We start from the raw sequence: 20,886 nt of genomic DNA, 5'->3' as shown, positions 1-20,886 counted from the left end.
GACTGGACGACTGTTCGTATCGGCTCGACAGGGTGAAAGTAAACGTACTCATTTAACGGTTTACGTTTAACGCAACGCGTTATATGATCCCATGATCACGACATTCGGCGACAAGGCTACAGCGGCAATCTTTCAGGGCAAGTTCGTGCATTCGCTACCGCTTCACATGCAGGCGCTCGCACGCCGCAAGCTGTTAATGATCGATGCCGCCGGATCTATCCGCAACCTGCATGCGCCGCCTGGTAACCGGCTCGAAGCCTTGCAAGGTCAGCGCAGCGGGCAGTGGAGCATTCGAATCAACGCCCAGTGGCGCATCTGTTTTCATTTTGTCGACGGAGAAGCGCTGAATGTCGAAATTGTCGACTATCACTGATTATTGGGAGACCGGCATGGTCATCAAACGCTCCGATCTGGACAGCATCGATTTCGCGGACATCGGCACGGGCGAAAGCATTCCGGATATCCATCCGGGCGAGATTCTGCGTTCCGAGTTCCTCGAACCGCTCGGCATGTCCGTCAATGCGCTCGCACTTGCGCTGCGCGTGCCGGCGCCGCGCATCAACGACATCGTGCGTGGCAAGCGCGCCATCTCGGCCGACACCGCGCTGCGGCTCGCACGCTACTTTGGCGCGAGCGCGCCGTTCTGGCTGAATTTGCAGATCGCCTACGACCTACGCGTCGCCACCGCGGCAGCCGGCGAGCAGATCGAACGCGAAATTGAGCCGATGCCCAAGGCGAACCGGCGAAAAATGCCGAAAGTCTCAGCCGAACACGCCCGTGCCGCAGCGCTTGCCGCCCGCCTCGCCGGCACCGTCACTGCTATTAAGGCTCGCCGCAAAGCCTGAATTTCATGGGTCTTTACAGCGTTCAGCAAGACGAACGCACGCCCTTGCACCTCAAAAGCACGGAACCGACACAGCGAGCGGTTAAAATCGAGATATTCCTCAAGCCCCCGGAGTACAGCAATGGCTTTGCAACGTCGTACCACTCTCACGAAGTACCTGATCGAGCAGCAGCGCGAAACCAACAACCTGCCGGCCGACCTGCGCCTTTTGATCGAAGTTGTCGCGCGCGCGTGCAAGGCGATCAGCTACCACGTCAGCAAGGGCGCGCTGGGCGACGCGCTCGGCACGGCGGGCAGCGAGAATGTCCAGGGTGAAGTGCAGAAGAAGCTCGACATCCTGTCGAACGAAATCCTCCTCGAAGCAAATGAATGGGGTGGCAACCTGGCGGGCATGGCGTCCGAGGAAATGGAACAGTTCTTCCCGATCCCGGCCAATTACCCGAAGGGCGAATACCTGCTGGTGTTCGATCCGCTCGACGGCTCCTCGAACATCGACGTCAATGTGTCGATCGGCACGATCTTCTCGGTGCTGCGCTGCCCGGACGGCCAGCAGCCCACCGAACAGTCGTTCCTGCAATCCGGCACGCAGCAGGTTGCGGCAGGTTATGCGGTGTACGGCCCGCAAACCGTACTGGTGCTGACCACCGGCAACGGCGTGAATTGCTTCACGCTCGACCGCGAACTGGGTTCGTGGGTGCTCACGCAAAGTGATATGCGCATTCCGGTTGAAACGCGTGAATACGCGATCAACGCTTCGAACGAGCGGCACTGGTATCCGCCGGTCGAGAAATACATCGGCGAGTTGAAGGCCGGCAACGACGGTTCGCGCCAGAGCGACTTCAACATGCGCTGGATCGCGTCAATGGTGGCCGACGTGCACCGCATTTTGAACCGCGGCGGCATCTTCATGTATCCGGCGGACAAGCGCACGCCGGATAAGCCAGGCAAGCTCCGCCTGATGTACGAGGCGAACCCGATGGCGTTCATCGTCGAGCAGGCGGGCGGCGCCGCGACCAACGGCGAGAAGCGTATTCTGGACATCCAGCCGAAGAGCCTGCACGAGCGCGTGGCGGTATTCCTCGGTTCGAAGAACGAAGTCGACCGCGTCACCCGCTACCATCTCGAAACAAAAAAGTAATCGCCAGGGCTTGCCAAGTTCCTAAAAAAGTCCCTATAATCTCGTTTCTCCTGATGCCGGAATAGCTCAGACGGTAGAGCAGCGCATTCGTAATGCGAAGGTCGGGGGTTCGATTCCTCTTTCCGGCACCACAAGATTCAAGCACTTAGCCCAGTCATCGCGACTGGGCTTTTTGCTTTCTGTTACCTGCCTTCTGCTAATCCTTGCGCCTGTTTTCTGAAATCCTCGGAGGCGCAACTACCTCCGTCCCGGTCAACGCCGACTGCCGTTACTTCAACGCCAACTCTGCCCGCACTAACCCACCACGGCTGCCCCCTCTCAATCGCCAAAATCCAATCGATCGGATCGCGCGGTCACGCCTAGATTGCGCACAACCACAGCGTCTTCAGCGATCACGTTCTCAGGCGGCTTCATGCCATACGCCAACATCGCTTCCTGCGGTGCTGACGCAAACCACAATATCCTGCCGGCACACTCGATTCCGACCTGGCGTCCTTTCCAATAGACAGCGTTTTCCATGGCGAACTCTCAGAAGGGCTAAGACAGCCATCTTCCGCGGCAGACCTGGCGCGTCCGTTATCCACCGCACCGTGCGCCGCAGATAGCTTCTTCAATGATAGGCGGCGGCTCGCGCGTTGACCGACCTGGCATCAGGTGACGATGTTTTGGCGTGAGGATGAGCATACGGTTCGTCAACATGGACGCCATCCGCAATCGCTCTGCTGTGGCGAGCGGTCCGCCGACTGAAGATGCGCGCACCAACGAGAGCCGCTCAACGACCTATCTGAGGCAACGGCTCGCAGCATGAAGCCGAAGCAACGCGCGAGGTCTACCGGACTTCACGCTTTTCCTTCAGGAAATCGATCAGCGCGCGCAACTTGAACGGCATCTGCGCACGGCTCGTCGTGTACAGATAAAAACCAGGAAAGCTCGGGCACCACGTGTCCAGCACACGCACCAACCGGCCGTCTTCGAGTTGTTCGTCGACGTAATCGTCGATCACATGCAGGAGACCCACGCCCTGCTCCGCCGCCCGCACCATCGTGTGCAGATCGTTGGTGACGAGACTCCCACGTGTCTCGACTTCAAACACGCGCGACGGATCGTCGGGCGGTGCGAACTCCCATCGATAGATGCCACCGCTCGTTGAGAAGCGGTAATGCAGGCAATCGTGAGCTGCGAGATCGGCAGGCGTCACCGGCGCTGGATAGCGTTCGAAGTATGCTGGCGAGCCGGCTACGACAATGCGGATATCTCCACCCAGCGGTACCGCCACCATGTCTTGCGCTACCCGTTCGCCGAGCCGGATACCCGCGTCGAAACCTTCGCCGACCATATCGGCGAAACCATCGTCGAGTGTCAGGTCGAGACGGATCTGCGGATAGCGGCGCGTGAACTCGACTAGATGCGGCAGCACCAGCAACTCGCTCGCGACCCTCGGCAAATTGATGCGCAGCGTGCCGGCGGGCTGATCGCGGGTTTCATCGAGTGCCTCGAAGGCCGCCTCCAGATCACCCAGCGCAGGCAGCACGCGCGCGAGAAACTGCGCGCCAGCCTCTGTTAGAGCGACACGCCGGGTGGTCCGGTTGAACAGGCGCACGTTCAGTTGCGTCTCGAGCAAACGGATGCTTTGCGAGAGTGCCTGCCGACACACCGTTTTCAGCGGCCGCGTGTGTGAAGCTGCCGTGGCGCGCCACGCACGCGAACGCCATCAACGCCGGCAACTGGGCTGGGTCCATCGCGACCTCCATTATTAAGTCACACTTCACAATCCTTGCAGACGGACGGCATTTTCCCAAGTAAAAAATCGGCGCACGATAGCTCCATCGATTCAATTCTTCCCGCCTGACACGCCAGGAGACTGATATGACGATGGACCGCTACAACCTGCTCGGCCGCTCAGGCCTTCGCGTGAGCCCGATCGCACTCGGCACGATGACCTTCGGTACCGAATGGGGCTGGGGTGCCGACGAACAATCAGCGCAACGTCTGTTCGACTTGTATGTGGAGACCGGCGGCAACTTCATCGATACCGCCGACCTGTACACCGAAGGCACCAGCGAAAAATGGCTCGGCAAATTCGTTGCGGCGCGCGGTCTACGCGACCGGGTCGTGATCGCCACCAAATACGGCTACAACGCCGAGACCGGCAATCCGAACGCGGGCGGCAACCATCGCAAGAATTTGCTGCGTGCGCTCGACGGCTCGCTCAAGCGTCTGGGCACCGACTACATCGACCTCTATTACCTGCACACGTGGGATCGCGTCACGCCCGTAGACGAAGTGATGCGCGCGATGGACGACGCGGTACGCGCGGGCAAGATCCGCTACGTCGGCCTGTCGGATACGCCCGCGTGGTTCGCCGGGCGCGCGCAGACACTTGCCGACTGGCGCGGCTTCGAACCGGTCGCGGCGATGCAGCTCGAATACTCGATGATCGAGCGCAACGCCGAAAACGAGTTCGCCGATCTCGCCGCCAATCTGGGCATGGGGCTCGTACCCTGGAGTCCGCTGGGTATGGGGATGCTGTCGGGCAAATACCGTCCTTCGCAAGGCGCGGCGGCAAGCCATGCCTCCGGCGACGGGCGCCTCGCGAGCATGGCCAGTGCGCCGCCGCCGGGATTCGACAAGCTGACCGAGCGCAATTTTCGCATCGTCGCGGAACTGGAGGCCGTTGCAAATCTGGCAGGGCGGCCGATGGCGCAAGTCGCACTGAACTGGTTGCATCAGAAGCGCGGCGTGTCGAGCATCATTGTCGGCGCAACCCGGCCAGCGCAGTTGCAGGAGTCACTCGGCTCGCTCGATTTCACGCCCGCGCCGGAGTTGATCGCACGGCTCGACGCCGCCTCGGAACCTGCCCGCCCGTTCCCGTATTACATGTTTGCTGACGGCCATCAGGCGCGGATTCACGGACAAGTCGAAGTCGCCAACAAACCCGCGGCCTACTCCCTACCCGTGAGAATTCCGGCGCCAAACGCGTAAAAATCCCCCCGCGAGCGCCGCGCTTCGTCCAGAGCGCGGCGCGTTTTACTTGCGAAAAATATGTCGAAAAGTATTCTCGTTCGTCAACGAAGTGGCGCAATCGTTCGTTTACAAATAATTAGGGGGCTGAATGAACGTGCTAAACCAATCGGTAATTAACGAACGTTCGGCCTAACGCAGAGAAAATCCTGCCGATGCGGCAGTGCACAAAAAATCGCAGTGATTTGTTCATATCAACACCAATGAACAGGCGGTACCGTGATGCAACGGAGATAATCCGCTGAGGTATGCGGGGTAAGGCTGAGAAGGGAACGGCGGGGATATGGGACTGTTTCGATTGGCTACGGCGAATTCAGTTGTGCACAGTCAACCGGTAAATTCTATTCAAACATTCTGTTCCCATGTCGGCCTGTACCGTTAAAGCAACAAACAACATGTGAGCCGCATCAGACACTGGTGTAAAACGGGGACCGAGGCAGATAATCGGTTTGTAAAGGAGAGAGATCATGGATGCCAAACCACCGAAGATTCCGACCCCGGATAAAGTTTTTAGTCCGGATCCGGAACCCGCTGGCGTCGAGTTTCTGGGTGCCGAACTGCCTGAGCATGTTCGCGCATTTTTCGACGAACAACGCAAGTCGTGCGACTCGAAGTAATTGTGCAGTGGCGCGATGCAGCATCAGCGTCCGCGCGTCCGGCGCGCGGCGCATGTTCTCACGCGCCCCTACGATTGTCTTTTGCCGATTTCGCGGCGCGGGTTACGCCGGCCTGATCGCGGCGCCTGGCTTACGCAGCCCGGCGCATTGATAGCGCGCGTCTCCGACGGGCGTCTTTAAATATCCCCTGGTAGTTTGTTTTCCGATCGCTCAACGCGCCCGCTTGAGCCACGCATCGTCTATTCTTCTGGTTTTTCTTCCGCGGCCTACCGGCCACTCCCGCCTTCCATGAATCGCTCGTATCGCTTTGGAACGTTGTGCGCGCTCGCGTTGTTCACCGCACTTGCGCTCGCGCCCGCCCCGGCCGTCGCGGACGGCGACGACACCGCGCTGACCAGTCTGATAGCACTGGCCTCGCAGCGCCTCGCCCTCGCGGAGCCCGTTGCACGCTGGAAGTGGGCAAACCATCAGGCGATCACGGATACGCCGCGCGAGAACGCGTTGCTCGCCGATGTCGAAAAGCGCGCAGTCGCCGCGAACGTCGATCCGGCGTTTGCGCACGCCTTCTTCCAGGATCAGATCGACGCCAGCAAGGACGTGCAAAACGCGCTATTTGCCACTTGGCGCAGCACGCGGCCGCCCGAAGGCCCTGCGCCCGACCTGGCCACCAGCACGAGGCCGCAGTTGGACAGGCTGACGCAGTCGCTTGTCGCCGGACTCGCGCGCGTACAACCGCTGCGCACGGCGCAGGATTGTCCGTCGCGCGTGGCGCAATCGCTGGCTAACTGGAAATCGCTGACGCGCTACGACTCGACCCGCTCGGGCGCCTTGACACGCGCTCTCGGTCACGTTTGCGAAGCGGGTGGAGTCGGCGCAACGGGTTGATCGGTCTGTGCGATCGAATCGACGGCTTGGAACACCCATCAGTCTGCCGTGCTCAGGCCCGGATTGAACCCGTCCCAAGCAGCCGGCCGCTGGCCGGGTAAAACCCCTTAATTAAGCCAGGCTTGGCGCAGGCGTGCCGTTCGAGACGCTGAGTGGCATCACACGCAAGCCGCGCGCAAGATGGCTCTGCAGAAGACGATACGTCGACAGCTCGAATGGCCCGGCCACACTCGAAGCATGCAGCGCCGCTGCCTGCGCGAGCGAAGGCGCGAGCCCGAGGTAACGCCACCGGTCGACAACATGAAAAGCGCGCGCGTGCGACGCTTCTTCGCGCTCCTCAAATACGATCGGACCTTCGAACGGCCAGGGTGCATCCACGGGATCGCTCTTCGTGACGCGCGGCACCCGGTTATGGCCGGGGCGCAGCGTCGCGATCCACTGCGCCTCCGCGAGCATGGCGCCCAGCTCGCCGCCAGTCGCGCGCCACTCGACACGCCGCACTTGCTGCGCGAGCCGCATATCCTTCGACGAACGCCGCTCACCAGTCAAATGGGAACGCAAGCGCTGCCGCACACGTACGCTTCGCCCGACATACAACGGCAAATCGCCTTCTCCGTAGAACGCATAGACGCCGCATCCGGCCGGCGCGGTATCGAGCAGATCTTCGGTGATGTCGCCCGCAAGCCGGTAGCGCCGGGTGGTGCGCTCAATTTGCGCCTGCAACACGTCCGGCGGCACGAGACCGCCATGCAGACGTTGCCAGAACTGCCAGATCAGATCGGCATCGGCGAGCGCGCGGTGACGATCGGACGGGACAAGACCATGACGTTCGACCAACGCGTCGAGCCCGTGGCGCTTCTCCGCGGGAAACAATGCACGCGACAGGCGCACGGTGCACAGCACATCTGGATCGAACGCGATTCCGGCCCGGCGAAACTCCCCGCGCAGAAAGCCGCGGTCGAAACTGGCGTTGTGCGCGACGAACAGCTTGCCCTTCAGACGTTCGAATAACGCAGGCGCGATGGCATCGAACGTTGGTGCGCCCCGCACCATCGCGTTCGTAATACCGGTGAGTTGCTGAATGAATGAAGGAATCGATTGCTGAGGGTCGACCAGGCTACTCCAGCGCGACACGCCGGCAGGTCCTATTTCAACCACACCGACTTCGGTGATGCGATGCTCACTGGTCGAGCCGCCGGTGGTTTCAAGGTCGACGAAGACGATCGGCACATCTAGGGCCGGTTCCGGCAAAAACTGTTCAGACATGAAAGGGATACTTTGGACGCGTGGCTTTGCGGCAAGTATGCACCAGTTAGCCGCTGCGCACCCAGCCAGCATTGCTTTGCCTTTGTCGCCAGGCGACACGAAAAGTGAATCCCCGCACGCCCCATGAGCCGCCCGTAAAACCGCGAATTATTATGTTTTTACGACACCGATTTGAAATTCCAACTTCACTGTTTTGTCTTCCACCCTTTCCCTTAACTAATCCGAACCAGGTAGTTAATAACGTCAGGCACAGCGTCAATAACGAATGGCAATAAAAAAGCCTTCGCATCTGGCGAAGGCTTTGTGACGATCAGATTGCCCAGCGGCACACGCAGCGCAGCGCCGTGCGACTTACAACGGCTGGATGTTCGCCGCCTGCTTGCCCTTCGGGCCGGCCTTGACCTCGAACGAGACGCGCTGGCTTTCCTTCAGCGACTTGAACCCTTCGGTGCGGATCTCCGAAAAGTGCGCGAACAGGTCTTCGCCACCCGAATCGGATGTAATGAAGCCAAAGCCCTTAGCATCGTTGAACCATTTGACGATACCAGTTTCCATATTCCAGTTTCCTCGATGATTTATCAAAATCGGGCATTGCCCTCAAGCTGTGTTTCATGGCCATTTTAGCCGCGATCGAGCATTTTTAAATGCCCTACGCATCAGATCCGGCATTTGAAATTCAGCCTTGCCGTTATACGGGGAACGAAGAATCGACGTCAAGCGAATTTTTCATATTCGCTTAGTATGCAGCGCGATAAGTCGATGCCAAACGAATCGAAATCGTGACGCCATATTCAGTGAAAACTGAATATAATTTCAAGTCAAAATTACTCGTTAGAAATCTAAAACTTGATCGGTATCGGCAAAAATTTCAGCACGCGGCCAGAATATGTAACAAGAAATGTTTTTAGTAAGTGTTTGTCCGAGTTGTTGCGCCGCATCTATCGCAGCATGATGGAAATCGGTAGCAAGAAGTAATAGCGTCAGGAGATTGCAATGCTGTTCAATGAATTCCGCCGCGTCATCGTCTGGCTCACCCAGTCGCACGCAAAAAAGACGGCTCCCGTTCAATCCACGCCAGCCGACGCGTCACCTTCGGTCTTCGAATTCGATCCTATGTGGCACGGGGATCACTGGCAAAATCTGCTCTCGTCCCCCATGGACGCGCGCCGCTACGTGATGGAAGACTGGAGCGTCTCGGTGGCGACCGATTGGGGCGAAGTGGACGACGTTGCGCCGGCGCACTAACTGACGTTCGCGAATCCGCAATCGTCAGGCAAAAAAAAAGCGCGACTGGAAAGTCGCGCCGACAAAGGTTTGGAGATCTTTTTCGTCAACGAAAAAGTCTGCTTCGGAAAGCAGAGATTTCAGTATAACTGCTGAGACGATATCGATTATTCGCACAATCAACAATCATCTATTTCCATTACAACAACAATCCTTTGTTACGATTTATCGTGTTGTTTTTTTGCCTCGATTACTGTAGCAAATGAACAACGCGATTCGATTGACTCGCCTCTCCCACTCCCTCGCAATAACGCCACGAGCCTTTATCAGCAAGGCTTAAACGGCATTCGCCTATCGTTTCAAATCCAGTAATACTTTATTGCGCAATTCGGAACATCCACTTTGCGAGCGTCTCTCTACACTCGACGTAATCGGAAACCGGCGTGCCTGGAGTACAGCACGCTTCTCATGCGGATTTCGCCTCTCGCAGCGCCCGCGTGAAGGTCTCCTTAAGCCTGGGTTCAATGCCCATTCTCGCTCTCGGAGTTACAAGATGAAAAAGACACTCATGGTCGCGGCCCTCACGGGCGTTTTTGCAACGGCAGCACATGCCCAGAGCAGCGTCACGCTGTATGGCTTGATCGACGCCGGCATCACCTATACGAATAACCAGCATGGCCACAGCAACTGGCAAGAAACGAGCGGTTCGGTGAACGGCAGCCGTTGGGGCTTGCGTGGTTCTGAGGACCTCGGTGGCGGCCTCAAGGCTATCTTCACGTTGGAAAACGGCTTCGGCATCAACGACGGCACGCTGAAGCAAGGTGGCCGTGAATTCGGCCGCCAAGCGTTCGTCGGTCTGACGAGCGACCAGTTCGGCGCCGTGACCCTCGGCCGTCAATACGACAGCGTGGTCGACTACGTGGGTCCGCTGGCACTAACCGGCACGCAATACGGCGGCACGCAGTTCGCGCACCCGTTCGATAACGACAACCTGAACAACTCGTTCCGCGTCAATAACTCGGTCAAGTACCAGAGCGTGAACTACGGTGGCTTCAAGTTCGGCGGCATGTACGGCTTCTCAAACCAGGCTGACGGCTTCGCCAACAATCGTGCTTACAGCGCGGGCGCATCGTACAACTGGGGCGGCCTGAACCTCGGCGCTGCCTACCTGCAACTGAACAGCAACGGCGCAACAGGCGCGGCTGCGGCGTTCAATTCGGGCGGTGCCGTGTCGAGCGACAACACATTCTTTGCTGCTCGTCAGCAAACGTGGGGCGCAGGTGCTAATTATGCGTTCGGCCCGGCTACCGTCGGCCTCGTGTACACCCAAACAAATCTCTCGGGTCTGGCCGGCATCGGCGCGGGCGCGTCGGGTCAAACGGGCGGTATCGCATTCGGCGGCGGCAGCGCTCACTTCCAGAACATCGAAGCTAACGCTCGCTACGCTCTGACGCCGGCAGTGAGCATCGCCGGTTCGTACACGTACACTCGCGCAAGCCTGGCCGGGACGCGTCCGCATTGGAACCAGTTCAACTTGCAAACGGCGTACGCGCTGTCCAAGCGTACGGATGTGTACCTGCAAGGCGAATACCAGCAAGTCAACGAAAACGCCATCGTCGATGCCGACATCAACGGTCTGGGCGCTTCGAACAACAACAAGCAAATCGCTGTGACCGCAGGTCTGCGTCACCGCTTCTAAAGCAGCTGGCAATACCTGCAGTATCGAAGGCGCCGTTCGCGGCGCCTTTTTTATGCCTCACCGAAAGCACGCGTGCCTGTTGCAATGCAGGCGCCGGCGATTGTGTCGAAACGGCCTGAACGAGCGCCCTCGCCCGCCTCACCCGACACGCCAATGCATTGGCCTAGCCGCCGGTGTCAGGCAGCGGATACTTGACGTCCAGTAGATCGATCGACTGTGGACCGGCCGGTGTGTGCAACGTCACCGTATCGCCGATTTTCGCTTTGAGCAGCGCCCGCGCAATCGGCGAGATCCAGCTCACGTGGCCGACATCCAGATCGACCTCATCGACACCGACAATCGTCACGATATGCACCTCGCCGTCCTCCGTTGCGTATTCGACGGCCGCGCCGAAGAAAACCTGGTCGACGTTTTCCTGTTTGCTGCTGTCGACCACTTCGGCGATGTCGAGGCGCTTGGTCAGAAAGCGGATCCGCCGGTCGATTTCTCGCAGACGGCGTTTGCCATAGATGTAATCACCGTTTTCCGAGCGGTCGCCGTTCGAGGCCGCCCACGACACCAGTCTGACAACCTCCGGCCGATCGACATCGATCAGACGCAGCAGTTCATCGCGCATACGCCGGTAACCGGCGGGCGTGATGTAGTTTTTTGTACCCGGTGGGATTTCGGGTTGGGCGACGTCGAGATCGTCGTCATTCTCTTCACTCGACTCTTTGACAAAGGCCTTGTTCATGATGGTCCGGTAACTGCAGCAAGCGACTGCCTATCAAGGGTACACGATCGGAGCAATGGGACAAATCGCAGTTACACGCTTCCCTTTTTTGAAACCTTTGCTATAATCTCGTTTCTGCGTGCGGCTGTAGCTCAGTTGGATAGAGTACTTGGCTACGAACCAAGGGGTCGTGGGTTCAAATCCTGCCAGCCGCACCACTTATTCAAGTGGCCTCCCTCCGGGGAGGCCTTATGTTTTACCCCGGTTTCATTGAATTTAGCGTCACAAGTTTAGCGTGCGGCTGTAGCTCAGATGGATAGAGTACTTGGCTACGAACCAAGGGGTCGTGGGTTCGAATCCTGCCAGCCGCACCATCTATAAAGGGGCCTTCCGATCGGAAGGCCCTTTGTTTTTTACGTCGCCGTTTTGCTTCACGGCGACTACCCCTCCAAGCCAAGCCCTCAGCCCGAAGGCATCACCGCAACTATCGCGGCGCCGACTGAATATCACCGATTTGCCCGTCGGGACTCGGTACATCCTCGAACGAACCTTCCACCGACTCTTCGCCGATCGGCTCCGCTCGCTCGCCAGTCACCGCCTGCGCCTCGCGTAGCACATCGCCCACGTTATCGCCGAAGCGACTTTCGACGAACGCCCGCAGCAGTGCGGTTCGCAACGAGTCTCCTCGCCCTTCCACGGTTCGATGGCCGCCTTCGAATTCTGCGATGCAATGTGCCGCACCACGATCGGTCCGCTCACGCACCTCCAAGCGTTGCGCACGCTCCAGCACCGCGGCGGCCGCTTCCCATGACGTGGACGGCGTAAAACGGCCGTCCCACGGGCGACCACGGTCACTGCCGCGGATCGAGACGGTTTCGCCGCTGTCGGTAAAGTGGATTTCGCGCACGAAGTCGTGCAGGCTGCGGGCTACCCAATAGTCGAGCGCCACGCCGGTGAGATCAGCTACGTTCATAAGCGTTCTCCCTGAAGTTCAGGTGAGACTCGCTGGCAGGCGGGTGCGTTCAGATTCCAACGAGTGCCGCCCGAAGACCGCCAAAGGCGACCAGACGCCCTCGGTCGAACAGACTTCAGCCAGCCGTCAGATCAGTAGTCCGCCCGCTCGCGGTCGATCCGCATCCCGCCGTCGTGACGGTGATGCCCTTCCTCGCTCGGCCGCTCGCGCGCAATACGCATCACGTCCGGATTCGTACGCACGCGGCGCATGACATTGGCGAGATGAACACGATCGCTCACCTGGATCACGAAGCGCAGCACCGTGGATTCCTGCGAGAGATCTTCGTCCATCGCAATGTGGACGATGTTCGCATCCGCCGATGTAATGTCGGCAGCCACGCGGGCGAATACACCCTTGGTGTTCTTGACCAGCACCTTCACTGCGACGTCGAACAGACGTCCCGGCTGCGGCGCCCACGCCACATCGATCCAGCGCCCCGGATCGCGCCGGTGGATACGCTGTGCGACGCGGCAATCCGTGGTGTGGATTGCCATGCCGAGGCCGATACCGATGTAGCCCATGATGTCGTCGCCAGGAATCGGACGGCAGCAGGCGGACAACTGAACCGACATCCCTTCGGTGCCAGTGATGACGACTGGCGGCGCATGCGACGTTGTGCCGTCACGCGAGCCATCGTCGTCGGCATCGCGCCCGCTCATCAGCACTTCGATACGCTTGGCCATGACCGCCGCGACGCGCCGGCCCAGCCCGATATCCGCGAAGATTTCCTGACCGCTCTTGTTGCCGGTCCACTGCACGAGCTTTTCCCAGGCTTCCGGCGTCACGTCCGACAGCGCCAGCCCGTAGCCCTTCAGCGCCTGGTCGACCAGGCGCTCGCCGAGCTGAACGGACTCGTTCAAACGCATCGTCTTCAGATAATGGCGGATCGCCGAACGTGCCTTGCCGGTACGCACGAAACCGAGCCAGGCCGGATTCGGCTTCGAATACGGCGCCGTGATCACTTCGACGATATCGCCGCTCTTCAACTCGGTGCGCAGCGGCAGCAGTTCGTTGTTGATCTTCACCGCGACACACTGGTTGCCCAGGTCGCTGTGGATCGAATAGGCGAAGTCGAGTGCAGTGGCGCCGCGCGGCAACGCCATGATCCTCGACTTCGGCGTGAACACGTAGACCGCATCCGGGAACAGATCGATCTTGACGTGTTCCAGGAATTCGCTCGAATCGCCCGCTTCGCTCTGAATGTCGAGCAGCGACTTCAGCCACTGATGCGCACGCTTCTGCACGTCGTTCAGATCGGCGCCGCCGTTCTTGTACAGCCAGTGCGCGGCCACGCCCGCCTCAGCGATCTCGTGCATCTTGCGCGTGCGCACCTGGAACTCGATCGGCGCGCCGAACGGGCCGACCAGCGTGGTGTGCAGCGACTGATAGCCGTTGACCTTCGGGATCGCGATGTAATCCTTGAACTTGCCCGGCACCGGCTTGTAGAGCGCGTGCAGCGCGCCGATGCAGGTGTAGCACTCCAGCGCGCTCTCGACCACCACGCGGAACCCGTACACATCCAGCACCTGCGAGAACGACAACTGCTTGTCGCGCATCTTCTTGTAGATACTGAAGATGGTTTTCTCACGGCCGGTGACTTCGGCGTCGAGCTTCGCGTCGACAATCGCGCGCTGCACCGACTCCAGAATCTTGCCGACCACTTCACGCCGGTTGCCGCGCGCGGCCTTGACGGCTTTTTCGAGCGTGGCGTAGCGATGCGGGTTGAAGTTCGCGAAGCTCAGGTCCTGCAGTTCGCGATAGGTATTGTTCAGGCCGAGCCGGTGCGCGATCGGTGCGTAGATGTCCAGCGTTTCGCGCGCCACGCGACGGCGCTTCTCATGCGGCACCGCACCCAGCGTGCGCATGTTGTGCAGCCGGTCGGCGAGCTTCACCAGAATCACACGGACGTCGCGCGCCATGGCGAGCAGCATCTTGCGGAAGTTTTCCGCTTGCGCCTCTTCGCGATTGCGAAACTCCATCTTGTCCAGCTTCGACAACCCGTCGACCAGTTCCGCGACCTTGGCGCCGAATCGCTCGGCGAGTTCGGCCTTGGTCACCCCCTGGTCTTCCATCACGTCATGCAGCAGCGCCGCCATCATCGCCTGGGCGTCGAGATTCCAGCCGGCGCAGATTTCGGCGACGGCGACAGGATGCGTGATGTAGGGCTCGCCGCTCTGGCGATACTGGCCGAGGTGGGCTTCGTCGCTGAAATGGAACGCCGCCTTGATGTCCTTGATCTCTTCCGGCTGCAAATAGCCGGCCAGAACGGATGTCAGCTTGGCGATCGAAACGACGTCATGCCGGCGCGGTTGCTCCGGCGTGACGGTCGGCCCGAAGAGATGGCGAAACGACTGTTCGAGGACCGCGTCGATGTACTTCCGTGCAGACGAGGGCGAGTCAGTGTCGTGTTCCACTTCCGTGGCGGTGGGCGGGGTAGCACTCAATTTCGCCTCCGTAGCGGTTAGGGTTGGACACCGGTCTGCACGTTGATGCAATTACATGTGGCAAATACGTGTGGCAAATGCGGGCAATCGAAAACCGAGCACTGGCCTTAAACAGGCACCTTCTTCAACATTTCGACGCCAACCATGCCAGCTGCGATTTCACGCAACGCGACAACCGTGGGCTTGTCGCGGCTTTCGATCTTCGGCGTGTGGCCTTGCGCGAGCTGACGCGCGCGATAGGTTGCGGCAAGCGCGAGTTCGAAACGGTTCGGGATCTGTTTGAGACAGTCTTCGACGGTAATGCGGGCCATGTTGGATTCCTTCTCAGTATGTTGCTTATTCTACCTTATGTGCTCGACACACCGCCGCGCTCACGCGTGTGGCAGGTGAATGCCGAGCTGCACGAAAAGCTGCGTGTGGCGCGCGTATTGCGAGGCGAAGCGCGAACGCGTCGCGGCCACGAGGCACCGCAGTTCACCGAGCGCGCGTTCGAAGTTGTCGTTAATCACGACGTACTCCGCTTCGGCCGCGTGCGCCATCTCGCTGCCGGCGGCCAGCAGACGGCGTGTAATCACGTTCGGTTCGTCCTGGCCGCGCTTTTTCAAACGCTCTTCGAGCGCATCCAGAGACGGCGGCAAGATGAAAATCTCAACCGCGTTATGAAACTGTTTCTTCACCTGTTGCGCGCCCTGCCAGTCGATTTCAAGCAGCACGTCGTGCCCGCTCTTCATCTGCTCCTCGATCCACACGCGCGAAGTCGAATAATAGTTGCCGTGCACTTCCGCGCTTTCCAGAAACTCGCCAGCCGCGTGACGCGTCAGGAAATCGTCGACCGTCGTGAAGTGATAGTGCTCGCCGTCCTGCTCCTTCGGACGCGGCGGGCGCGTCGTGTACGAAATCGACAGGCGGATCGCGTCGTCGCCGGCGAGCAGCGCATTCACGAGCGTCGACTTGCCCGCGCCCGAAGGCGCGACCACCATGAACAGGTTGCCGGGATAAGCACCGGCGTAGGGGTTGCGCGGTGCGCTGGTTTCGCGTGTGTGGTCGGTCATGTTATCGAGGCTCCTGCCTTACTCCAGATTCTGTACTTGCTCGCGCATCTGCTCGATGAGCAGCTTCAGGGTCATCGACGAATCGGCCAGTTCCTTTGCGGCGGCCTTCGAGCCGAGCGTGTTCGCTTCGCGATTCAGTTCCTGCATCATGAAGTCGAGCCGCTTGCCGACCTTGCCGCCCTTCTCGATCACATGACGCGTTTCGTTCAGGTGAGCCGTGAGGCGCGTCAGTTCTTCGGCGATGTCGATGCGGATGCCGTACATCGTCACTTCCTGGCGAATCCGTTCGTTGATTTCTTCGCGCGAGACGATCGTCGCTGCCGTATCCGGCGCTGCGATGCCGAGCGCTTCCTGCAAACGTTCGACGATCTTCTGCTGATGCTTCGCGATCAGTTCCGGCACGAGCGGCGTGATCTTCGTGACAATCGCTTCCATCTCGGTGACGTTGGCGAGCAGCATCGTTGCCAGTTGCGCACCTTCGCGGGCGCGCACGTCGATCAGATCGACAATCGCCTGCTTGCCGCACGCGAGCACCGCGTCGCGCAGCACGTCCGGCGCCACGCCGGTTTCGGCCAGCACGCCCGGCCAGCGCAGAATTTCGCCGGTACGCAGGCGCCCGGCTTCCGGGAACGTCGAGAGTACGGTGCGTTCGAGCAGGGCCAGTTGCGCAAGCGCATCACGATTGACCGAGCCCGCGTTAGCCGACTGCTCACTGCGTTGCAGATTGATACGAATGTCGACCTTGCCGCGCGAGAGCTTGTTCATCAGCATTTCGCGCAGGGTCGGCTCGCAAACGCGCACGTCTTCCGGCATCCGGAAATTCAGATCGAGAAAGCGCGAGTTCACCGTGCGCAGTTCGACCGATACGCTGACGCCACCTGTGCCCGAGGCCGCGACGAGTTCGCGCGTGGCGCTCGCATAGCCAGTCATGCTGTAGATCATCGTATTTCTCGCGATTGTGGCCATGCGTTTGACGATGGCCGGAGAGTTGAATCGCCCGGCGTGTACGAGACGCGGGGCGGAGAATCCGCATTATCCCATTTTTACCGACGGGACCGCTTTGCACGGGCGCCGCCACCCGCGAAGTGCTATCCCGCGCAGAGCCCCGCCACATGCGGGCAGCCGTCCGACGGACAGGCTGTCCCGCGCCCAACGCGATCGGCGGTAAAATTGCGCTTTCCCTCCTGCTTTTCTTCCAGACCGATCCCAACATGACCAACAACACCCAACGCCCCAGCGGCCGCCAGGCCAATCAGCTGCGCGACGTGCGCATCACGCGCCACTACACCAAGCATGCGGAGGGCTCGGTGCTGGTCGAATTCGGCGACACCAAGGTCATCTGCACGGCGAGCATCGCCGAAAGCGTGCCGTCGTTCCTGCGCGACCGCGGCCAGGGCTGGCTGACCGCCGAATACGGCATGCTGCCGCGCGCCACGCATACCCGCAGCGACCGCGAAGCCGCGCGCGGCAAGCAAACCGGCCGCACTCAGGAAATCCAGCGTCTGATCGGCCGCGCACTGCGCTCGGTGTTCGATCTCGAGAAACTCGGCGCGCGCACGCTGCATATCGATTGCGACGTGATCCAGGCCGACGGCGGTACGCGCACGGCCAGCATCACCGGCGCGTTCGTGGCCGCCCATGACGCGGTAGCCAAACTGCTGGCTACGGGCCGCATCGAAACCTCGCCGATCAGCGACTACGTAGCGGCGATTTCGGTCGGCGTGTACAACGGCCTTCCGGTGCTGGATCTCGACTACGACGAAGATTCGCAATGCGACACCGACATGAACGTGGTGATGACGGGCGCGGGCGGTTTCGTCGAAATTCAGGGCACGGCCGAAGGCGTGCCTTTCTCGCGCGATGAAATGAATTCGCTGCTCGATCTGGCGAGCGACGGCATCAACACGCTGATCGCGAAGCAGAAAGAAGCGTTGGAGCAAAAGAGTGAGTGAGATTCGCCAGGGCAACGGCGCTGCGGCGTCCGGTTCGCCGTTGAAGAAAGTCGTGCTGGCGTCGAACAACGCGGGCAAACTGCGCGAGTTCGCCGCACTGCTCGGCGCGGCCGGCATCGACCTGATTCCGCAGGGCGAGCTCAACGTGCCGGAGGCGGAAGAGCCGTATCCCACCTTCGTCGAAAACGCGCTGACCAAGGCACGTCACGCGGCGAAGCTCACTGGCCTGCCCGTGCTCGCCGACGATTCCGGTCTGTGCGTGCGTGTTCTGCGCGGCGCGCCGGGCGTTTATTCGGCGCGCTACGCGCAGCGTGCAGGGGGTGAAAGGAGCGACGCGGCGAACAATGCACAGCTCGTTTCAGCCTTGCAGGGTGAAACCGATCGTCACGCGTATTACTACTGCGTGCTGGCGCTCGTGCGTCATGCGGACGATCCCGAACCGCTGATCGCTGAAGGTCGCTGGCACGGCGAAATGCTGGATGCACCACGCGGCGAGCACGGCTTCGGCTATGACCCGTACTTCTTCCTGCCCTCGCTGAATGCAAGTGCCGCGGAACTCGAACCGGCGGTGAAGAACGCCAGCAGCCACCGCGCGATTGCTTTGCGCCAACTGCTCGCGCGCTTGACGGAGGAAGCGTGATTCCGATCAAACCGGCGCCCGCCGATATCGGCAACGGCGTCATCAAGGCATTTACGTCGCCAGGCAGCATTCGCCTGACGTCGTTGCCGCCGTTGGCGTTGTATGTGCACTTTCCGTGGTGCGTGCGCAAGTGCCCGTACTGCGACTTCAACTCGCATGAATGGAAAGGCGATACGTTCCCGGAGACCGAATATCTCGACGCGCTGCGCGCTGACCTCGAATTAGCGCTGCCGCTCGTGTGGGGCCGCCAGGTGCACACGGTGTTCATCGGCGGTGGCACACCCAGCTTGCTGTCGGCGGCGGGGCTAGACCGCATGTTGTCCGACGTGCGCGCGCTGCTGCCGCTCGACGCCGACGCGGAAATCACGCTCGAAGCCAACCCGGGCACCTTCGAAGCCGACAAGTTCGCGCAGTTTCGTGCAAGCGGCGTGAATCGCCTGTCGGTGGGTATCCAGAGTTTCAATGAAGCGCATCTGAAGGCGCTCGGCCGGATTCACGACTCGGCACAAGCACGCCACGCGGTCGAAGTGGCCGCGACCACCTTCGACAACTTCAACCTCGATCTGATGTTCGCGCTGCCTCAGCAGACGCTCGCGCAATGTCAGGCTGACGTGGAAACGGCGTTGTCGTTCGCGCCGCCGCATTTGTCGCTATACCACCTCACACTCGAACCGAACACGCTGTTTGCGAAATTCCCGCCTGCGCTCCCCGACGACGATGCTTCGGCCGACATGCAGGACTGGATTCACGAACGCACCACGGCCGCCGGCTATGAACGCTACGAGGTGTCCGCGTATGCGCAGCCGCATCGGCAGAGCAAGCACAATCTGAACTACTGGCGCTTCGGCGACTATCTCGGCATCGGCGCGGGCGCGCATACCAAACTGTCGTTTCCGAACCGCGTGCTGCGTCAGGTGCGCTACAAGCACCCGACCACCTTCATCGAGCAGGCATTGGCCGGCACGGCAGTGCAGGAAGAGAATGAGGTCGGGACGCGCGATCTGCCGTTCGAGTTCATGCTGAACGCACTGCGGCTGGTGGAAGGGTTTCCAGTGCACCGATTCATCGAGCGCACGGGGATGTCGATGACCTCCATCGAGCCGGCTTTGCAGGAGGCGGAACGGCGCAAGCTGATTACGCGCGACCACGAAAAGATCGCGCCGACGCCACTTGGCCAGGCCTTCCTGAATGATCTGCAGGCGCTGTTTCTGAAAGATCCGCAGTGATTACAGACCCGCTGAGCGCCGCAACAAGGATTTTTCAGGTTACAATTTAGGGCTTGGAGGTGTGGCCGAGCGGTTTAAGGCACCGGTCTTGAAAACCGGCGAAGGAGTGATCCTTCCGTGAGTTCGAATCTCACCGCCTCCGCCAGACAATCAATGAAAACGGGCCTCTCGGCCCGTTTTTCATTTCTGGCCATCAAAGAACCCGCCAATCGGCGAATGCCCAAAGTGTCGAACGGGTAAGCAACTGTAAATAAAGCCCGATTAAACCGAGGCTTCGTAATTTGCCGTCACAAGGCAGGCCGAACGAATACGGCTTCCGGCTCCTCCAACTCGTGAAGAGGGAGGAACCATGCTCAAATTACTGTTAACGATAGGTTTCGCAGCGGGTCTTTCCGGATGTATCGTCGCGCCGCCCTATGGCTACGCACCGGCATACGGATATGCCCCCGGCTACTACGCCGCCCCGAGCGTCAGCGTGGGTGTTGGCGTGGGCGGTTATTACGGCGGCCGCGGCAGGTGGTAATTTCGGGCCAAGCTCGCCCTTGGCCAAGTTTGTATCAGTCAATATCTCGGCACCACCCGCATTAAGGGGAACCCCTCCCTCAACATCTCGCTCCCATGGTCGATATCAAGACTATCTGTGCCTTCAGCACGCCAGGGAGTTGCTCATGAAATTCCGCACTTTAGCCGTTGCACTGATTTGGGTTGCCGCGAGCACGGGCGTGTCGTCCGCTCTTGCAGGCACGGCAACGGCGCTGTCCGACGACGACAGCGCGGCAGTGTTCGGCTCAGCCCGGTTGTCCAATCTGCAGGACGTCGGCGGCAGCGCAAAAGCTGGTGCGTCCGCCGCTATCGTAGGAGCAAATGCGCTCAGCGGCGCAAGCGGCAACATCGGCGTGAATCTCTCAGCCGGTGCCCTGAATGCGCAGGCCAACCAGATCGCCCTCGTCACCACATCGCAAGCCGCGATCGTCTCGCAACAGAATGTGCATACCGCCGCGCAAGTGACGGGCAGCGCCTCCGCCAAACTCGGTGCCGGCTCGCTGACGGCGGCGAGCGGCAACGTCGGTGTGAATATCGCGTCCGGGGTGGGCAATGCCCAGTTCAACGGGCTCATCATTCACTGAGTCGAAACGCCTCGACACCGCCAC

General features: G+C 60.3%; 23 protein-coding genes and 4 tRNA genes. 17 read left to right on the top strand and 10 right to left on the bottom strand.

Annotated elements, in window-relative coordinates:
* The first annotated feature begins 91 nt into the window (after positions 1–91).
* The 4 genes from ACUN0E_RS24575 (at position 92) to ACUN0E_RS24560 (ending at position 2,113) form a co-directional block, all read left to right on the top strand.
* Positions 92–373 (top strand): type II toxin-antitoxin system RelE/ParE family toxin, encoded by a 282-nt coding sequence (locus ACUN0E_RS24575; RefSeq protein WP_445568220.1) that lies wholly within the window; start codon positions 92–94, stop codon positions 371–373.
* Positions 374–389: 16 nt separating this feature from the next.
* Positions 390–845 (top strand): HigA family addiction module antitoxin, encoded by a 456-nt coding sequence (locus ACUN0E_RS24570; RefSeq protein ID WP_445570511.1) that lies wholly within the window; start codon positions 390–392, stop codon positions 843–845.
* A 120-nt stretch (positions 846–965) separates the two neighbouring features.
* Complete coding sequence (locus tag ACUN0E_RS24565) at positions 966–1,982, top strand: class 1 fructose-bisphosphatase (protein ID WP_445568219.1); 1,017 nt, start codon at positions 966–968, stop codon at positions 1,980–1,982.
* Positions 1,983–2,037: 55 nt separating this feature from the next.
* Positions 2,038–2,113: transfer RNA gene (locus tag ACUN0E_RS24560), tRNA-Thr, on the top strand.
* A 187-nt stretch (positions 2,114–2,300) separates the two neighbouring features.
* On the opposite strand, the gene ACUN0E_RS24555 is transcribed toward ACUN0E_RS24560, so the two are convergent.
* Together ACUN0E_RS24555 and ACUN0E_RS24550 are read right to left on the bottom strand one after the other, a co-directional pair.
* Complete coding sequence (locus ACUN0E_RS24555) at positions 2,301–2,501, bottom strand: hypothetical protein (RefSeq protein ID WP_408222482.1); 201 nt, start codon at positions 2,499–2,501, stop codon at positions 2,301–2,303.
* Positions 2,502–2,811: 310 nt separating this feature from the next.
* The gene (locus tag ACUN0E_RS24550; protein WP_445568218.1) at positions 2,812–3,636 is read right to left on the bottom strand and encodes a LysR substrate-binding domain-containing protein; all 825 of its coding nucleotides are present in this window, start codon (positions 3,634–3,636) and stop codon (positions 2,812–2,814) included.
* Positions 3,637–3,848: 212 nt separating this feature from the next.
* Between ACUN0E_RS24550 and ACUN0E_RS24545 the strand changes: the two genes are divergently transcribed.
* The 3 genes from ACUN0E_RS24545 to ACUN0E_RS24535 all read left to right on the top strand — a co-directional run bounded on the left by ACUN0E_RS24545 (position 3,849) and on the right by ACUN0E_RS24535 (position 6,505).
* Positions 3,849–4,964, top strand: coding sequence for an aldo/keto reductase (locus ACUN0E_RS24545; RefSeq protein ID WP_445568217.1), 1,116 nt, complete (start codon positions 3,849–3,851; stop codon positions 4,962–4,964).
* A 506-nt stretch (positions 4,965–5,470) separates the two neighbouring features.
* On the top strand, positions 5,471–5,620 hold the full coding sequence (locus tag ACUN0E_RS24540) for a hypothetical protein (protein WP_028200145.1): 150 nt from the start codon (positions 5,471–5,473) through the stop codon (positions 5,618–5,620).
* Between the two features lie 288 nt (positions 5,621–5,908).
* Positions 5,909–6,505: a chorismate mutase gene (locus ACUN0E_RS24535; protein WP_445568216.1), complete on the top strand. Its 597-nt coding sequence runs from the start codon at positions 5,909–5,911 to the stop codon at positions 6,503–6,505.
* A 111-nt stretch (positions 6,506–6,616) separates the two neighbouring features.
* On the opposite strand, the gene ACUN0E_RS24530 is transcribed toward ACUN0E_RS24535, so the two are convergent.
* Positions 6,617–7,771, bottom strand: coding sequence for an exonuclease domain-containing protein (locus tag ACUN0E_RS24530; RefSeq protein ID WP_408222492.1), 1,155 nt, complete (start codon positions 7,769–7,771; stop codon positions 6,617–6,619).
* A gap of 351 nt (positions 7,772–8,122) precedes the next feature.
* On the bottom strand, positions 8,123–8,326 hold the full coding sequence (locus tag ACUN0E_RS24525; RefSeq protein WP_054037310.1) for a cold-shock protein: 204 nt from the start codon (positions 8,324–8,326) through the stop codon (positions 8,123–8,125).
* Positions 8,327–8,764: 438 nt separating this feature from the next.
* On the opposite strand from ACUN0E_RS24525, the gene ACUN0E_RS24520 reads away from it, so the two are divergent.
* Both ACUN0E_RS24520 and ACUN0E_RS24515 read left to right on the top strand, forming a co-directional pair.
* Positions 8,765–9,016, top strand: coding sequence for a hypothetical protein (locus ACUN0E_RS24520; protein WP_445568215.1), 252 nt, complete (start codon positions 8,765–8,767; stop codon positions 9,014–9,016).
* Positions 9,017–9,548: 532 nt separating this feature from the next.
* Entirely contained in the window at positions 9,549–10,694 is a 1,146-nt protein-coding gene (locus ACUN0E_RS24515; RefSeq protein WP_408222496.1) for a porin, read from the top strand.
* A gap of 163 nt (positions 10,695–10,857) precedes the next feature.
* Here ACUN0E_RS24515 and greB read toward each other — a convergent pair whose 3' ends face one another.
* Positions 10,858–11,427, bottom strand: coding sequence for a transcription elongation factor GreB (greB, locus tag ACUN0E_RS24510; protein ID WP_445568214.1), 570 nt, complete (start codon positions 11,425–11,427; stop codon positions 10,858–10,860).
* 120 nt (positions 11,428–11,547) lie between these two features.
* Here greB and ACUN0E_RS24505 point away from each other — a divergent pair.
* Positions 11,548–11,624: transfer RNA gene (locus ACUN0E_RS24505), tRNA-Arg, on the top strand.
* A gap of 79 nt (positions 11,625–11,703) precedes the next feature.
* A tRNA-Arg gene (locus tag ACUN0E_RS24500) sits at positions 11,704–11,780 on the top strand.
* A gap of 110 nt (positions 11,781–11,890) precedes the next feature.
* Here the strand turns inward: ACUN0E_RS24500 and ACUN0E_RS24495 are convergent.
* From ACUN0E_RS24495 to ACUN0E_RS24475, 5 genes are all read right to left on the bottom strand, one after another.
* Positions 11,891–12,379 carry a phage protein NinX family protein gene (locus ACUN0E_RS24495; protein WP_445568213.1) on the bottom strand — a complete coding sequence of 163 codons (489 nt, stop codon included), beginning with the start codon at positions 12,377–12,379 and terminating at the stop codon, positions 11,891–11,893.
* Positions 12,380–12,510: 131 nt separating this feature from the next.
* Complete coding sequence (locus ACUN0E_RS24490; protein WP_445568212.1) at positions 12,511–14,865, bottom strand: RelA/SpoT family protein; 2,355 nt, start codon at positions 14,863–14,865, stop codon at positions 12,511–12,513.
* A 107-nt stretch (positions 14,866–14,972) separates the two neighbouring features.
* A complete protein-coding gene (rpoZ, locus tag ACUN0E_RS24485) occupies positions 14,973–15,176 on the bottom strand; it encodes a DNA-directed RNA polymerase subunit omega (RefSeq protein WP_073427086.1) in 204 nt (67 codons plus the stop codon).
* A gap of 60 nt (positions 15,177–15,236) precedes the next feature.
* A complete protein-coding gene (gene gmk, locus ACUN0E_RS24480; RefSeq protein WP_408206404.1) occupies positions 15,237–15,917 on the bottom strand; it encodes a guanylate kinase in 681 nt (226 codons plus the stop codon).
* An 18-nt stretch (positions 15,918–15,935) separates the two neighbouring features.
* The gene (locus ACUN0E_RS24475; protein ID WP_445568211.1) at positions 15,936–16,859 is read right to left on the bottom strand and encodes a YicC/YloC family endoribonuclease; all 924 of its coding nucleotides are present in this window, start codon (positions 16,857–16,859) and stop codon (positions 15,936–15,938) included.
* Positions 16,860–17,128: 269 nt separating this feature from the next.
* Here ACUN0E_RS24475 and rph point away from each other — a divergent pair, with 269 nt between their 5' ends.
* The 6 genes from rph (at position 17,129) to ACUN0E_RS24445 (ending at position 20,862) form a co-directional block, all read left to right on the top strand.
* The gene (gene rph / locus ACUN0E_RS24470) at positions 17,129–17,869 is read left to right on the top strand and encodes a ribonuclease PH (protein ID WP_408508570.1); all 741 of its coding nucleotides are present in this window, start codon (positions 17,129–17,131) and stop codon (positions 17,867–17,869) included.
* Complete coding sequence (rdgB, locus tag ACUN0E_RS24465) at positions 17,862–18,509, top strand: RdgB/HAM1 family non-canonical purine NTP pyrophosphatase (protein WP_445568210.1); 648 nt, start codon at positions 17,862–17,864, stop codon at positions 18,507–18,509. The genes rph and rdgB overlap by 8 nt, the downstream gene beginning before the upstream one ends.
* The gene (gene hemW, locus ACUN0E_RS24460) at positions 18,506–19,735 is read left to right on the top strand and encodes a radical SAM family heme chaperone HemW (RefSeq protein WP_445568209.1); all 1,230 of its coding nucleotides are present in this window, start codon (positions 18,506–18,508) and stop codon (positions 19,733–19,735) included. The genes rdgB and hemW overlap by 4 nt, the downstream gene beginning before the upstream one ends.
* Positions 19,736–19,790: 55 nt before the next feature.
* Positions 19,791–19,880 (top strand) — tRNA-Ser (locus ACUN0E_RS24455).
* Between the two features lie 204 nt (positions 19,881–20,084).
* Positions 20,085–20,258: a hypothetical protein gene (locus ACUN0E_RS24450; protein WP_445568208.1), complete on the top strand. Its 174-nt coding sequence runs from the start codon at positions 20,085–20,087 to the stop codon at positions 20,256–20,258.
* 145 nt (positions 20,259–20,403) lie between these two features.
* On the top strand, positions 20,404–20,862 hold the full coding sequence (locus tag ACUN0E_RS24445; protein ID WP_445568207.1) for a hypothetical protein: 459 nt from the start codon (positions 20,404–20,406) through the stop codon (positions 20,860–20,862).
* Positions 20,863–20,886: the final 24 nt, after the last annotated feature.

This window comes from Paraburkholderia sp. D1E (assembly GCF_052682275.1).
The sequence above is the reverse complement of the archived record's forward strand: the minus strand, read 5'-3'. Positions and strand labels throughout refer to the sequence as shown.